The organism is Pseudodesulfovibrio sp. 5S69 (assembly GCF_037094465.1).
GTDB lineage: Bacteria > Desulfobacterota > Desulfovibrionia > Desulfovibrionales > Desulfovibrionaceae > Pseudodesulfovibrio > Pseudodesulfovibrio methanolicus.
This window is the reverse complement of sequence record NZ_CP146609.1, coordinates 440,709-454,294: the sequence shown is the minus strand read 5'-3', so window position 1 is coordinate 454,294 and position 13,586 is coordinate 440,709. Positions and strand designations below refer to the sequence as shown.

Sequence of the window (13,586 nt, the reverse complement as noted above, 5' to 3'; positions counted from 1 at the left end):
CTGGCCCCGAAGCAGTTCTTACGAAGCGAGACCGGACTTGTCCCGGCCCGCCTCATCCGGAAGGTAGCCGTGTTCCCGGAGAATGGAAAGGGCGGTCTCGGCGGCGAACACGGCCATGCGGTAGCAGTCGCGGCGCAGGTTGTCCCGGCGGTAGCGCGCCTTGTCGTCCGGGTCGGTGAAATCGCACTGGATCAGTTCGAAGCAGTTGATGGACCCGTATTGGCCGTCGAAGCGGTCCAGCAGTTCCTGGACCAGGGCGTAACACGCCTCGTGGTCCTCCCCGGCCTTGCTCCGCCCGGCGTACAGGCCGATGCCCATGACCGCGCCGGACACGGCCCCGCACTGGCCGCAGGTCCGCGACAGGCCGCTGCAAAAGCCCGTGGCCGCGCGGACCGCGTCCCGGCTCTCGCGCCCGCCCGCCTCGGCAATGACCTGGACCACGGACTCGGCGCACAGAAATTTATTATCCCCGAACAGCTCCAGCAGCCGGTCCTTCACGAAATCGCTCGCCATCTATGTCTCCTCTTCTTCGTCCCCTTTGGGGTTGCAGGCCAGAAACGGACAGAACTCCAGGGCCTGCCCGCTCAGGCGGGTCTTCTTTCCCGTCCCCTCGTGCAGAATCAGCGGCGGCTCCACGCGAAGGCCGTGCCCGGCCGCCTTGACCGTCTCCATGAGCACCATGCGGGCCTCCTGGTCCGTCTTGCCGTGGACCATGCGCAGACGCTTGGGGGTCAGCCCGGCCTCGGCGAGGTCGGTCATGATCTCGGGCAGCCGCTCTGGCAGGTGCACGAAGGCGAACCGGCCCCGCGTCTTGAGGGCCACGGCCGCGCACCGGGCAAAGGCGGCAAAGGTCCCGGTCCCCTCGAAGCGGGCGTTTCTCCGGTCCGCTTCCGCGCTCGCCCGGCCCTTGCCGAGTTTGCGGTAGGGGGGGTTGGCGACCACGAAATCGACCACCCCATCGGGCCGCCAGTCGGCCACGTCGCCCTGTCTTATCGTCAACTTATCGGTAAGATGCAAATTGACCGCGTTTTCCTCGGCAGCCGCCACGGCATGGGGATTCAGTTCGATTCCGGTCAGGCGGAGCCCAGGCTGACGAAGGAGCAGGGCCAGGCCGATCACGCCGCAGCCGCAGCCCAGGTCCACGCCCCTCTGGCCCCTGGTCACGTTGGCGAAGGAGGCCAGGAGCAGGGAGTCCAGGGAGAAGCGGTAGCCGCTCTCGGGCTGGACCAGGCCGCGCGGGAAATAGGCGCGTCGGTCGAGGATCGTCCTGGTGTCCACGCCGTTCATTTGGTGCCCGACAGTTTGCGTCGCACCCTGGAGCGGAACATGTCCACGAACAGGCGGGCCTCCTTCAACCCCAGGGCCAGAGACAGCAACATATAGACCGCGACCCAGGCCGGGATGAGCAGCACCCACCACGGCCGCCAGCCTGCGCTGATATACGCGCCCCCGCCTATGAGCGCGGACAGCAGCAGCATGCGCAGGGCGGCCCACGCGGGCAGGGGTGACGAGCCGCGCTTGCGGCTCAGCAGCACGTACAGCAGGCAGAAATTGAGCAGGGAGGACGCGCTCACGGCCAGGGCCAGTCCCACGTGGGCCAGGGACTGCATGAGCAACAGGCCCAGGCCGATGTTGGCCACCAGGCAGAGGACCGCGATCTTGACCGGGGTGCGGGTGTCCTCCAGGGCATAAAACCCGGCCACCAGCGGGCGCGACAGGGCGATGAACGGCAACCCCACGGAATAGGCCACCAGGGCGTTGGCCGTGGCCGTGACCGCCTCGGGCGTGAACGCGCCGCGTTCGAAGAGCAGGCCGATGACCGGTCCGGCCAGGCCGATGAGCCCGGCCGCGGCGGGCAGGCTGATGAACAGGGTCAAGCCGAGCGACGCGGACAGGGCCTCGTCGTACTCCGCCATCTCGCCCTTGGCCGCCAGCCGGGACAGGGACGGCAGGGCCGCCGTGCTGATGGCGATGCCGAACACGCCCAGCGGGAACTGGACCAGCCGGTCCGCGTAATAGAGATAGGACACGGAGCCCACCGGCAGGAACGAGGCCAGCAGGGTGCCGAGCAGGATGTTCAACTGGTACACGGCCGCGCCGAAGACCGTGGGCAGCATGAGCATGCCCATCCGCGCCACGCCTTTGTTGTGCCAGGACCACGGTCCGCGCCAGGAAAACCCGGTACGCGCCAGAAACGGCTGTTGCAGCAGCCACTGGGCCGCACCGCCGACGAGTACGCCGTAGGCCATGCAGTAGGCCACGTTGTAGCCCATGAAATAACCGAACAGGGCCGCCCCGATGAGCGAGACGTTCAGGGCCACCGGGGCCAGGGCCGGGGCCAGGAAGTGGTTGCGCGAGTTGAGGATGCCCATGCACAGGGCCACCCCGCAGATGAGCACCACGTAGGGGAAGCAGATGCGCACCAAATCCACGGTGACCGCGAACTGCTCGTGGTTGTCCAAAAATCCCGGCGCGATGGCCATGGTCAGCGGGCGGGCCAGCAACTCCACAACCACGGTGATGCCGATGAGCACCACGGCCAGCCAGGCCGCGGCCGACCGAGCCATGGCCTGGGCCGCCTCCTCCCCCTCCTCCTCCATGATCCGGGAGTAGATGGGGATGAAGGCCATGGTCAGCGACCCCTCGCCGAACAGCCGCCGGAGCAGGTTCGGGATGCGGAAGGCCACGAAGAAGGCGTCCGCGAACAGCCCCGCGCCCAGGGCAAAGGCCACGATGATGTCCCTGACGAACCCCAGGAGGCGCGAGACCAGGGTGGCCCCAGCCACCACCGCCGCGTTTCGGGCTATGCGCCTGCCGTGATCGCTCACTGGATCAACCGTCCGGATTCGTTTCGCCGTTGTTCGATTTTCTGCACAGGATAAGCTCTAGAAAAATTTTAGAAAATGATCTTTCCATCCGGAATGACTGCCTGTTTTATCCATCTGTTCCTTCGCGACCGACCGGCTGAGGAGCCGCCGGTCCCGGCGCTGCAACCGTCGCCCGGCACCGCCGTCCACCCGGTCCGGGACCCGGCCCGACCGCTGCGCTTGAAGCGCAACCTCCTTTCGCGGGCCGTTGCGGTTCGAAATTCATCGTCTGCGTTGGCACTGGGGGCAGAAGGTGGAGGTCCGGCCCGCCACGGTCACGGCGCGCAACGTCCCGCCGCACCGCTTGCACGGCTGACCCTTCCGTCCGTACACGTTGAAGCTGTTCTGGAACGCCCCGGCGTCGCCGTGCGCGTTCACATAGTCGGAGATGGAGCTGCCGTTTTCGGCAATGGCCTGTTCGAGCACGGCCCGCAATTCGGTGAACAGCTTCACCGCCCGCTCGCGGCCCACCCGGCTGCCCCGTGTCTCGGGATTGATGCCCGCCCGGAACAGGGATTCGTCCGCGTAGATGTTGCCCACGCCCGCCACCACCGACTGGTTCAGCAACAGGGCCTTGATGGCGCAGTTGCGCCCGGTGACCCGCTCGGCCAGCAGCTCGGGCGCGGTCTCCAGCGGCTCGGGCCCGGCCTTGCACAGGAAATCCCAGCAGTCCAACTCGCCCGGCCCGAAACAGCGCACGTAGCCGAACTTGCGCATGTCCGCAAAGGACAACAAGGAACCGTCGTCCAGGTGGAACAGGATGCGGTCGTGTTTCTCCGCCGCGCGCCGGGGCCCGTGGACCACGCGCCCGGTCATCTTCAGGTGGAAGGCCAGGGTCGAGCCGTTGTCCAGCTCCACGAGCAGGACCTTGGCCCGCCGCCGGACGCGCGTGACCGTACGGCCCAGCACCTTGGGCACCAGGGTCTCCTCGGACTCGCTCAACCGCGTCAGGCCCGGCACCTCCACCGACTCGATGGTCCGGCCCGTTACCGACGCGTTCAGCCCGCGCGCAATCACTTCCACTTCAGGCAGTTCCGGCATGGTTTGGTGAGTACCCGAAATCCGTGCGGGTGAAAAGCGGCTCGCCCCGCTCCGGGCATCGGAAGTTTCAAAGGGGAAATCGCCCGGCCCGATGACAGGCCGGGCCGAAAATCCGGTCCAGGCCTACTCTTCCACCAGGGTGAAGCGCCAGGCGCAGGCCCATTCGTCGGGGTGCGGGTCCGGCGGGCAGCCCACGCACTCGCAGCGCAGCCGGGAATCGATCTCGCGCGCAAACCCGGCATATTCGGTGGTGCCACCGGATTTGCATGGATAATCCGCAAGGCCGCGCCGTTTGCGAGCGGTCTGCACCCGGCAGTCGGTCATGCGGAAAACGATGGAGTCCTCCGTCTCCTCGACGAACTCCCACTCATTGAGATGCCCGTACATGCGCGCGGCCAGCCCGGCCTTGAGCGCGGTGATCCCGCCGTTTTCCGGCAGCTTGAGCAGGGCCTTGACCCGGCGGGCCTCCAGCGGCGCGAACCGGGCCCAGCAAGTGTCGTTGACCCGCTTGGCCGCGTCCATGCCCGCCATGCGCTCCACGGCCTGGAACCAGACCCCGTCCGCAGCCAGCCAGCCCGTGCGCAACGCCTGGGCCGCATCGTCCAGGACCGCCGGGGCCACGCCGGCCAGCAGCCCGCCCGGCTCCCTGCCAAGGGCCCGCTCCAGCTTGCCGCGCAGGATCGACTCCAGACGGTCCCCGGCCTCGCCTTCGGCGGTAAGGGCCGCGTCCAGCCCGAGCTGGTGCACACTCTCGGCCAGCCACAACCCGTAGTGCGCCGCCAACTGCCGGATCACCCCGGCCAACTCCGCCGCCTTGTCCGCGCTCGAATCGCTCACGTCTGCCTCCCGGTTTCGGTCAGCACTACACGGGAATCAGGGCCCGAGGCAAGGGCGAGGGAGGGCTGGCGGGGAGACCCCTCGCCCATCCCCTACAGGGCAATCCCCACGGCTCGGCACGGCGAGGCTTCGCCGTCGGCTATCTTCAGGGGCAGGCAGCAGAACAGGAAGCTTTCGTCGGGCAGCTCGCCGAGGCGGGTGAGGTTTTCGACGATCACCAGGCCGTGGTCGAAGAGGATGCGGTGGGCGGGCAGGTCATGGGAATCCACGGGATCGGGCGACGGGGTGTCGAGGCCGACGCCCTTGAGCCCGAGCCCGGCCAGGAAGCGGGCTGCGGTCGGGGTCAGGGCGGGGAAATCCCGGTAGTAGCGGTCGCTGTCCCAGTATCGGTCCCAGCCGGTGCGCAGCAAGGCGAAGTCCAGGCTGTCGATGTCGGCCAGGGCGGCGAGGTCGGGCTGGTCGATGACCGGGGCCGAAAGCGCGGTCAGGTCGAGGACCGCGCCCCAGCCGGTGAAGTTGTCCGGGCCGAGTCCGTCCAGTCCGGGCGCTTCGAGGAACAGGTGTGCGGCCGCGTCCACGTGCGTCCCGGCATGGGTGGGCAGGGCAAGGGCGGTCTGGGCGAACCCGTGCTTTTTGATGAAATGGGTGCGGCGGACAACGGGCGCTTCGTCGCCCGGATAGACTGGCATGCCGGTGCGGATGGTATGGCTGAGATCGATGGTCTGCATGGCTTCCCTCCGTCAGATATTGTACATGCTCAGGTTCGGCCGTTTGACGAGTTGCAGATCGGGTTGGATGTGCTCTCGTATTACGTCTCGTATTTCATCCATATTTTTGGCCTTGAGGAACCGGGATTGCAGAGAGTGGCCGAACAGGAAATTGGCCGCGAAATAGATGGTGAACAGCCGGTAGCGCTTGAGCGCGCGCACCGGGTCGAAGTGGCGGTCCAGGGCGTCGGCCAGCCGCAGGGCGTAGTCGCGGAAGCAGGTCTCGGCCGGGGTGTGGCCCGCGGTCCACTCGGCGAACAGCCAGGGGCGGGCTATGGCCATGCGGCCCACCGAGACCCCGGCGCAACCCGTGGTTTCGAGCATGTCGAGGCAGTCGGCCGGGGTGACCACGTCGCCGTTGCCGAAGACCGAGATGGAGACCGCGTCCGCCACGGCCTTGATGTGTTCGCGGACCGGCGGCCGGGTGCGTTTGTCCGGGGCCATGCGCGGGTGGAAGACCAGGCAGTCCGCACCCGCGTCTTCGAACCGGCGGGCGAGGGCCACGGCGGGTTCGATGTCCGGGGTCCAGCCGGTGCGGAACTTGATGAACAGGGGGATGGAGATGGCCTTGCGCACGGCCTCGACCACGCGCACGGCCTGGTTCGGGTCCTTGAGCAGGGCCGCGCCCGCGTTCTTCTTGACGATGCCGGAGACCGAGCAGCCCATGTTGATGTCGAAGCCGAAGAAGCCGCAGTCCTGGACGCGCCGGGCGGCCGGGACCATCTGCTCCGGGGTGGCGCCCGCCACCTGACAGACCAGGCGGGGCAACTCCGCCTCGCGCCAGCGGAAGACCGGCGAGACCAGCGGGCTCTCGGTGGGCACGCTCTTGGCCCCGCACATCTCGGTGAACATCAGCCCGCACCCGCCGTAGCCGTCGAGCACTTCGCGGAAGGCCACGTTGCCCAGCCCGGCCAGGGGCGCGAGCCAGAGGCGGTTGGCCACGGTCTTGGAGCCGATGGCCAGCGGTCGGTCGAGGCGTCCGGCCAGGTTCTGTTTGCGGTTGTCGTCGAGCAGTTGCATACCGGCCGAATCTGCCCGGATTTGAAACCCTGTCAAGTTGCTTTTTTATACCTCCTGGCTGTTTTTCCCTGACATTCTTCAACGAAACCGGGAGTTGCGAAAAACCGGTGGTACGGTTTGCGCACCCGGCCCGGAGGTCTTGCACGCGGCCCGGTGGTGGAGGCGAACGGTTCGCCCGCCCGCTCCCGGACACCCGCCCTGCGGACGCAGCTCGGATACCCGGCCTGTCACAACCGCAACGGACAAGGAGAAACCGATGTCCACGACTGTCAGCAATGCCTTTGTCTCCCAGTATGTCGAGATGGTCCATCAGGCCTATCAGGCCCAGGGCTCCAAGATGCGCCAGACCGTCCGCCTGCAGACCGAGGTGGAGGGCTCCAAGTGCATCTTCCAGAAGGTCGGCAAGGGCGCGGCCGGGAAGAAGACCCGCCACGGCAACGTGCCGCTCATGAACCTCAACCATTCAAACGTGTCCTGCACCCTGTCCGACTGGTACGCCGCCGAGTACATCGACAAGCTCGACGAGCTCAAGGACAAGAGCGACGAGAAGCAGGTGGCCGCCAATGCGGGCGCCTGGGCGCTGGGCCGCAAGATCGACGAACTGATCATCACCAAGCTCGACGGGGCCACCAACGTGGTCGCCGAGGCGGCCACCGGCCTGACCAAGGACAAGATCCTCCAGGCCTTCGGCACTCTGAACGCCAACGACGTGCCCGACGACGGCCACCGCTTCGCCGTGGTCGGCCCGCATCAGTGGAACGAACTGCTGAACATCCAGGAGTTCAAGTCCAGCGACTACGCGGGCGAGCAGTACGCCTGGCTCAAGGGCACCGAGTCCCGCACCTGGCTGGGCATCACCTGGATGTTCCACACCGGCCTGCCGCTGGACGAGGCGGGCATGCGCAAGTGCTACATCTACCACCGCAACGCCGCGGGCCTGGCCGAGGGCCAGAAGGTCCAGGCGTTCGTTGACTGGGTGCCGGAAAAGGCCGCCCACATGGTGGACCACATGCTCTCGGCCGGGGCCTGCCTCATCGATCCGGACGGCGTGGTCCAGATTCAGTGCGACGACGACGCGGCCATCGCCTAGGACCGCAACCGACCACAACCAACCGCAAAAGGAGAAACACACCATGGCATACACCAGCGAAGACATGCGGCTCATGGGCGGCGTTCCCGGCCAGCAGCTGTTCATCTACCGCACCGAGGACGACGCGGCCACCGTATCCGGGCCGGGCTACTTCGACCAGGCGGCCGAGGACTACAATCTGGAGACCGGCGACATCGTCATCGCCTGCACCGGCGCCAACTACGCCGCCGCCATCGACCTGATGGTCGCGGCCAACACGGACGGCGCGGTCACCGTGATCACCGCCTAACGGACAAACAGAGGAGATTGACGTTGGGGGCACTTCCCCCTCTATGGGCCTCCTTCGGGAGGCCCTTTTTACAAGAAAACAGCCTAGAAAGGACAATCGATATGAACGACCTGTTGAAAAGCGATGCATTTACCCGTACAAGAGTGGACAGGTTCACCGGCGAACCCCGTCGGCAGTGGCTCGAATACGCGGACGGCGTGATGGAGCCGGTCCGCAAGGAGGGCAGCCTGGCCAAGAAGTTCCACGGCAACAAACGGTCCCTGGACTGGTGGACCGTGGAAAAGCCGCTCGACTGGGACCCCGCCGAGGAGGGGAGAAAGGTCTCCCTGAATCACGACTACGGCCGACCGGAAGGGGCCGCGAGCAAACAGGCGAACGCGCCGACGGACCGGCCCGCGTTCGCCGGGCCCCAGCCTACAGCACTGCCCCGCACCCTGCTCGCCATGGGAGGGCAGGCGGTAAAAGAGGACGGGGCTGCCCTGGCGGAGCAAAGACCAACCGGTTCCAATGCGGATAGGAACCAAGAGACTGAGCAGGATGCGGGCACGGTGCAACGCAGTTCGGCACAGGATGCGGCGAAGTTGAAAGCGGAAGAGAAATTCAGGGAACCAGCGTCGCCGACGATCCGTATGCTCCGAGGGGTGACGAAATGGTTGCATGAGCATGGCCTGGAGGAACGAGATGATAGGCCTCGAGGTGGAACTTCCGGTCTTCGCGGATAGGGATGTATGATCAAGGTCAGGATAAACGCAAGCAAGAGCAAAGGGATGATCTACCTGATTGCGATCATTCCCTTTATTTTCAATGACTTCAGCAACGTTTACGGTTCATCTTACAGTCAGTGGGTATTGATTGACTACGCCTGCCGATTGGTCGTGCTGGGGTTTGTCGCCGCGATGGTCCGCCGGAGGAACCTTAAGCCGGCGGACCTCTTTCTTTCCTTCAGGGATAAAGGGGCATTGGTGTATTGGACGCTGCTCTTGGCGGCCATGAGCTTTGGCTATCATTTGGCGAGCGGGCCATGGCTTGCGCCGCTGGATGGAGTGTGGGCGGTATCGTCAGTAGCCTACGATCGGGGATCGGCGCTGTTCGCCCTGGATATGACCCTGGGCCTGGGGCTGGTGGTCGTGAGCGAGGAGATCGTCTTCCGGGGGTTGGCCCTGTCCGCCCTGAAGCCCTTCACCCGCAATCCGGTCATCATACTCCTGGTCTCGTCCCTGATCTTCGCCCTGGTCCATTGGTCCACGGGGCTGGGGAACATTCTCGACTGCTTCGCCTACGGCCTGCTGTTTATGGCCGTGACCTTGCGGACGGGGAGCATCGTGCCCGCCACGGTCATCCACTATTGCCTGGATTTCTACCTGCTCGCTCGGGCCTGACCCGGCTTCGGAATCCCGCAGGCCCGGTCTAGAACACCAGTTTCATCCCTGAGCCCACCTCCAGGACAGGGCACTTGGCGGCCAGGCTGATCTTGGCGGCCAGGTCCGTGCAGTGGCAGCACCACAGCCCTTCCAGGTCGAGCGCGGCCAGGTAGTCCGCCGTGGGGCCGAGCCGCTCGGGCCGGGCCTTTTGCAGGTGGAATCCGCCCAGCACCGCCCGGACGTTGTCCACGCCCGTGACCCGCCTGGCCTGCTCCACGGTGTTGCAGATGCCCGCGTGGGCGCAGCCCGCTATGACCACCAGCCCCGTGTCCGTGACGTACGCGAGCGCCGTGTCGTCCGGGATGTCGTCGGGCACGAACGCGCCGTCCTCCAGCCGCTCGCCCAGGGGCGCGGGCTTCTCGAAATCCGTTACCCGCTCGATCTCGCCCAGGGCGAACAGGGAGTCGGTCAGCCGGACGGGCTCGGCCGTGAGTTGCAAATCGAAATAGCTGGCCAGTTTGTCTTCGGCCACCAAGGAGCCGAACTCGGGGATGCCCCGGTGCCGTTTGGTGCCCAGCGCCTTGGGGTGGGCCAGCAGCCCCGCCCGGGTGCGGTCCCCGCACGGGGTCATGTCGTAGTGCCGCAGCAGCATGCCCAGCCCCCAGGTGTGGTCCGAGTGGCCGTGGGACAGGGCGATCCAGTCCAGGTGGTCCATGTCCGCGCCCAGGCACCGGGCGTTGGCCAGGAACGCGTCCGAATAGCCGGCGTCGAACAGCACACGCTTGCCGTCCGCTTCGATGAGCATGGACAGCCCGGCCTCGGCCAGGAGCCGGGTGCCCACCAGGGCGTTGTTGTCTATCAGAAAGGTCAGTTCCATCAGGTGCCTCCGTGGTTTCGGTCTACTGGCAGGACATGGGAAAAGAGTCTATGCTCAATCCATGCGCCGCCGCAACTCCCTTTTCCCCAACGCGTTTCTTCTCGTCCTGGTCTTCGCCTGGACCTGCCTCCTATCCGCCCAAGCCGGGGCAAACGGCCTGGACGCCCGCTTCCTGCGGGCCCTGGACGGCGACTCCTTGCGCGTTGATCACGCGGGTGAGGTCCTGGAGGTCCGGCTCATCGGCGTGGATGCCCCGGAGTACAGGCAGGAATACAGCCGCAAGGCCAGGGATTTCTCCCGGCGCTTCTGCCGGGGCAAGACCCTGCGTCTGGAGTTCGACAGGGAGCGCCGCGACCGCTACGGCCGCACCCTGGCCTACGTCTATGCGGACGGCCGCATGCTCAACGAGGAGCTGGTGCGCGCCGGGCTGGCCGTCCCCCTGCGGATTAAGCCGAACACCCGGTATTGCGACCGGATCAAACAGGCCGAAGAGGAGGCGCGCCGGGAAAAGCGCGGTTTCTGGATCAAGGGCGGCCTGGACATGACCCCGGGCCGGTGGCGCAGGACCCACCCCAGGAAATAGTTACTCCCGCGCCGCGGTCAGCACGTCGGCCATTTCGCGGATCACGCCGCAGCCGCCCTTGGCGTCGGTGACGTAGTCGGCCATGGCCAGGATGGATGGGTGGGCGTCGGCGGGCGCGGCCTTGAACCCGGCCAGTCCCATGGCGCCGGCGTCGTTGATGTCGTTGCCGACGAACAGGACGTCGCCCACGGAAATCCCGTACTTCTCCGCCAGCCCGAGCAGGGCCGAGCTCTTGTGGCGGATGCCGTGCAGCGCCTCCAGGCCGAGCTTGTCCGCCCTGGCCTTGACCACGGGGTTGGCCTCGGTGGACAGGATGAGCTGCCGGATGCCCAGCGCCTGGATGAGCCCCACGCCCAGCCCGTCGCTGCGGTTGGCCCGCACGGCCTCGCGCCCGTCCTGGTCGATCTGGACCTGGTTGTCGGTCATGACCCCGTCAAAGTCGTAGATGACCATGCGTATCCGCTCCGCACCCGGCAGCCCGCGCCCGGACAAGGCGAGCATCTCGCCATCCGGTCCGAGGTACAGTGGGGCGTCGCCCATGAGCTTCTCGGCCCGGCCCCCGCCGTTGTCCAGAATGGCGTCCACGGCACGGGCCACGTCCGGCACCTCGATGGTCACGATGACGCACCCCCCGGCCGTGGTCCCCGGCCCCTCCACCAACCGCAGCGACTGGCCGTACGGACCGACCAGCAGCCCGTCCCAGGCCAGGTCGAACCCCAGCGCCGCCTTGTAGAAGCGCGCGGATTTGTCAATGTTTCGAACCAATACGGTGACAGGCGGGAATGTGGCCATCTCGACTCCTTGGCTGCACGGTTTGCCGGATAACCTACCTTGCCGGGCCCCACCGCGCAACATCCGGGGGGAGCTTTCGGCCTAGAGGCCGAGTTCGGCGGCCAGGTGTTCGGCCTGGCGCAGGTCGTCCGGGGAGTTGACGTTGAAGAAGGAGACCTGGTGGGGGTCGCCGGGAAGGAGCAGGGAGACCGGGACCTCTTTGACGCGGACTTGGTCGAAGAAGCCGATGATGCGGAAATTTTCCCGCTTCAGTTGGGCCTCGATATGGGGGATGCAGCGTTTGGAGTAGACGGCGCAGAGGGGCTCGACGTAGCCGTCCTCCTTGAGGGGGACGACGACGTCGTCCTCCGGGGCGGCCTGGTCGAGGAGCGCCCGGACCAGGCCGGGCTGGAGGAACGGACCGTCGCAGGCGGCCATGAACCCGTGGGAGGCGCGCATGGCGCTTAAGCCCGCGTGGATGCCGGTCAGGGACGAGCGGGCCTCGAACCGGTCCTCGGCGACCGGGTAGTCATACGCCTTGTAGTCGTTTTTGTCGCGCGCGGCGATCAGGATTTCGGTGAACAGGGGCCGGTAGACAGCGAGCAGGCGGTCGAGGATGGTCCGGCCGTTGATGGTCAGGAACGCCTTCTTGACGTGGCCCATGCGGGTGCCGAGCCCGCCGGCCAGGATGATGCCTGCGATGTCCATGGGGGCAAAATAGAACAAGGGGCGGGAAATGGAAAGGGTGCAAAATCGGGCTGCCGGGTGTATGGTCCGCGCATGTGGACGGCGTTGAAGATAGCGGGCGGCGCGGGGGTGGTGTACGCGGCCATCGCGGCCTGGGTATTTCTCACCCAGCGCGGGCTGGTCTATTGCCCGAGGCGGGGGCTGGCCGCCACCCCGGACCAGGCGGGGTTGGCGTTCGAGGACGTCTGGCTGATCACCGGGCAGGGCACGCGCCTCCACGGCTGGTGGCTGCCCTGCGAGGGGGCGGAGCGGGTGTTGCTGCTCTGCCACGGCAACGGCGGCAACGTCTCGTATCTGATGGAGACGTACCGGATTTTTCATGATCTCGGGCTGTCGGTGCTGTCCTTCGACTATTCGGGCTACGGGCGAAGCGGGGGGCGGCCGTCGGAAAAGGCCACCCGCAGCGATGCGCGGGCGGCCTGGGACTGGCTGGTCCGGGACAAGGGCATCGCGCCGGGGCGGGTGGTCCTGTTCGGGCGCAGCCTCGGCGGGGGCGTGGCCGCGCGGCTGGCCGCGGACCTGGCCAAGGCGGGCACGGAGCCGGGCGGGCTGATCATGGAATCCACGTTCACCTCGGTCACGGCCATGGGCGCGGCGCGCTACCCGTGGCTGCCGGTCCGCTGGCTGGTGCGGAACCGGTACGACAGCGTGCATGCCCTGCGCGGGGTGCGGGTGCCCGCCCTGTTCCTGCACAGCCCGGAGGACGACCTGGTGCCCTATTCCATGGGCCGGGCGCTGTACGAGGGCTATGCCGGGCCCAAGCTGTTTTGGGCCCTGTCCGGCGACCACAACTGCGGGTTCATGAGCACCTCGGGATACGCCGAGGGGCTGGGCCGGTTCCTGCGCGGGCTGTCGGAGCGGTGCGGGTGACGGGAATCCCGGCTTTCTGGGCGGACGTGGTCCTGGTCATCCATTTCGGCATTGCGGCCTCCCTCACCCTGGGATTGCCGGTCATCTGGATCGGGGCGGCCGCCGGATGGCGGTTCGTGCGCAACCCGTGGTTCCGCTGGACCCATGCCGGACTGATGGGCGTTGTCCTGGCCGAGACCGTGGCCGGGAAACTCTGCCCGCTGACCGTCTGGGAGGCGGCCCTGCGGCGCGCTGCGGGCGAGGGTGGCAATGAGCCTGCCTCGTTCGTGGGCTACTGGCTGGGGCGCGTGCTCTTTCTGGACTTCGCGCCGGTCTGGTTCGCGGTGGCCTACGGCCTGTTTTTCGGGCTTATTGTCCTGACCCTGCTCCTGGTCCCGGTCCGCCGGGCGGCAAAACCTGCCGATCCGCGCGACCGGGAAAAACTCAACAACTAAATATAAAAGGATATTTTTATTGGAGCACGGGT

The 13,586-nt window shown here is 66.7% G+C and carries 17 protein-coding genes; 7 read left to right on the top strand and 10 right to left on the bottom strand.

Annotated elements, in window-relative coordinates:
* Positions 1-18: 18 nt before the first annotated feature.
* From V8V93_RS02115 to V8V93_RS02085, 7 genes are all read right to left on the bottom strand, one after another.
* The gene (locus V8V93_RS02115) at positions 19-513 is read right to left on the bottom strand and encodes a C-GCAxxG-C-C family protein (protein WP_338668721.1); all 495 of its coding nucleotides are present in this window, start codon (positions 511-513) and stop codon (positions 19-21) included.
* Positions 514-1,287: a tRNA1(Val) (adenine(37)-N6)-methyltransferase gene (locus tag V8V93_RS02110; RefSeq protein ID WP_338668720.1), complete on the bottom strand. Its 774-nt coding sequence runs from the start codon at positions 1,285-1,287 to the stop codon at positions 514-516.
* Positions 1,284-2,828, bottom strand: coding sequence for a murein biosynthesis integral membrane protein MurJ (gene murJ, locus V8V93_RS02105; protein WP_338668719.1), 1,545 nt, complete (start codon positions 2,826-2,828; stop codon positions 1,284-1,286). The genes V8V93_RS02110 and murJ overlap by 4 nt, the downstream gene beginning before the upstream one ends.
* Before the next feature lie 261 nt (positions 2,829-3,089).
* Positions 3,090-3,908 carry a bifunctional DNA-formamidopyrimidine glycosylase/DNA-(apurinic or apyrimidinic site) lyase gene (mutM, locus tag V8V93_RS02100; protein WP_338668718.1) on the bottom strand — a complete coding sequence of 273 codons (819 nt, stop codon included), beginning with the start codon at positions 3,906-3,908 and terminating at the stop codon, positions 3,090-3,092.
* Between the two features lie 123 nt (positions 3,909-4,031).
* Entirely contained in the window at positions 4,032-4,745 is a 714-nt protein-coding gene (locus tag V8V93_RS02095) for a DUF6125 family protein (RefSeq protein ID WP_338668717.1), read from the bottom strand.
* A gap of 92 nt (positions 4,746-4,837) precedes the next feature.
* Positions 4,838-5,473: a cyclase family protein gene (locus tag V8V93_RS02090; protein ID WP_338668716.1), complete on the bottom strand. Its 636-nt coding sequence runs from the start codon at positions 5,471-5,473 to the stop codon at positions 4,838-4,840.
* Positions 5,474-5,485: 12 nt separating this feature from the next.
* Entirely contained in the window at positions 5,486-6,532 is a 1,047-nt protein-coding gene (locus V8V93_RS02085) for a tRNA dihydrouridine synthase (protein WP_338668715.1), read from the bottom strand.
* Positions 6,533-6,788: 256 nt separating this feature from the next.
* On the opposite strand from V8V93_RS02085, the gene V8V93_RS02080 reads away from it, so the two are divergent.
* The 4 genes from V8V93_RS02080 to V8V93_RS02065 all read left to right on the top strand — a co-directional run bounded on the left by V8V93_RS02080 (position 6,789) and on the right by V8V93_RS02065 (position 9,290).
* On the top strand, positions 6,789-7,622 hold the full coding sequence (locus tag V8V93_RS02080) for a phage capsid protein (protein WP_338668714.1): 834 nt from the start codon (positions 6,789-6,791) through the stop codon (positions 7,620-7,622).
* A 43-nt stretch (positions 7,623-7,665) separates the two neighbouring features.
* Complete coding sequence (locus tag V8V93_RS02075) at positions 7,666-7,911, top strand: hypothetical protein (RefSeq protein WP_338668713.1); 246 nt, start codon at positions 7,666-7,668, stop codon at positions 7,909-7,911.
* Positions 7,912-8,012: 101 nt separating this feature from the next.
* On the top strand, positions 8,013-8,633 hold the full coding sequence (locus V8V93_RS02070) for a hypothetical protein (RefSeq protein WP_338668712.1): 621 nt from the start codon (positions 8,013-8,015) through the stop codon (positions 8,631-8,633).
* A gap of 321 nt (positions 8,634-8,954) precedes the next feature.
* Positions 8,955-9,290, top strand: coding sequence for a CPBP family intramembrane glutamic endopeptidase (locus V8V93_RS02065; RefSeq protein WP_338668711.1), 336 nt, complete (start codon positions 8,955-8,957; stop codon positions 9,288-9,290).
* Positions 9,291-9,318: 28 nt separating this feature from the next.
* Here the strand turns inward: V8V93_RS02065 and V8V93_RS02060 are convergent, their stop codons facing one another.
* Positions 9,319-10,149: an MBL fold metallo-hydrolase gene (locus V8V93_RS02060; RefSeq protein ID WP_338668710.1), complete on the bottom strand. Its 831-nt coding sequence runs from the start codon at positions 10,147-10,149 to the stop codon at positions 9,319-9,321.
* A gap of 61 nt (positions 10,150-10,210) precedes the next feature.
* Here V8V93_RS02060 and V8V93_RS02055 point away from each other — a divergent pair, with 61 nt between their 5' ends.
* On the top strand, positions 10,211-10,732 hold the full coding sequence (locus V8V93_RS02055; protein ID WP_338668709.1) for a thermonuclease family protein: 522 nt from the start codon (positions 10,211-10,213) through the stop codon (positions 10,730-10,732).
* Here the strand turns inward: V8V93_RS02055 and V8V93_RS02050 are convergent, their stop codons facing one another.
* Complete coding sequence (locus tag V8V93_RS02050; protein WP_338668708.1) at positions 10,733-11,524, bottom strand: HAD hydrolase family protein; 792 nt, start codon at positions 11,522-11,524, stop codon at positions 10,733-10,735.
* Positions 11,525-11,605: 81 nt separating this feature from the next.
* Entirely contained in the window at positions 11,606-12,211 is a 606-nt protein-coding gene (mobA, locus tag V8V93_RS02045) for a molybdenum cofactor guanylyltransferase (protein WP_338668707.1), read from the bottom strand.
* A gap of 72 nt (positions 12,212-12,283) precedes the next feature.
* Here mobA and V8V93_RS02040 point away from each other — a divergent pair, with 72 nt between their 5' ends.
* Positions 12,284-13,120, top strand: coding sequence for an alpha/beta hydrolase (locus V8V93_RS02040; RefSeq protein WP_338668706.1), 837 nt, complete (start codon positions 12,284-12,286; stop codon positions 13,118-13,120).
* The gene (locus V8V93_RS02035; protein ID WP_338668705.1) at positions 13,117-13,554 is read left to right on the top strand and encodes a DUF2784 domain-containing protein; all 438 of its coding nucleotides are present in this window, start codon (positions 13,117-13,119) and stop codon (positions 13,552-13,554) included. The genes V8V93_RS02040 and V8V93_RS02035 overlap by 4 nt, the downstream gene beginning before the upstream one ends.
* The last annotated feature ends 32 nt before the right edge of the window (positions 13,555-13,586 follow it).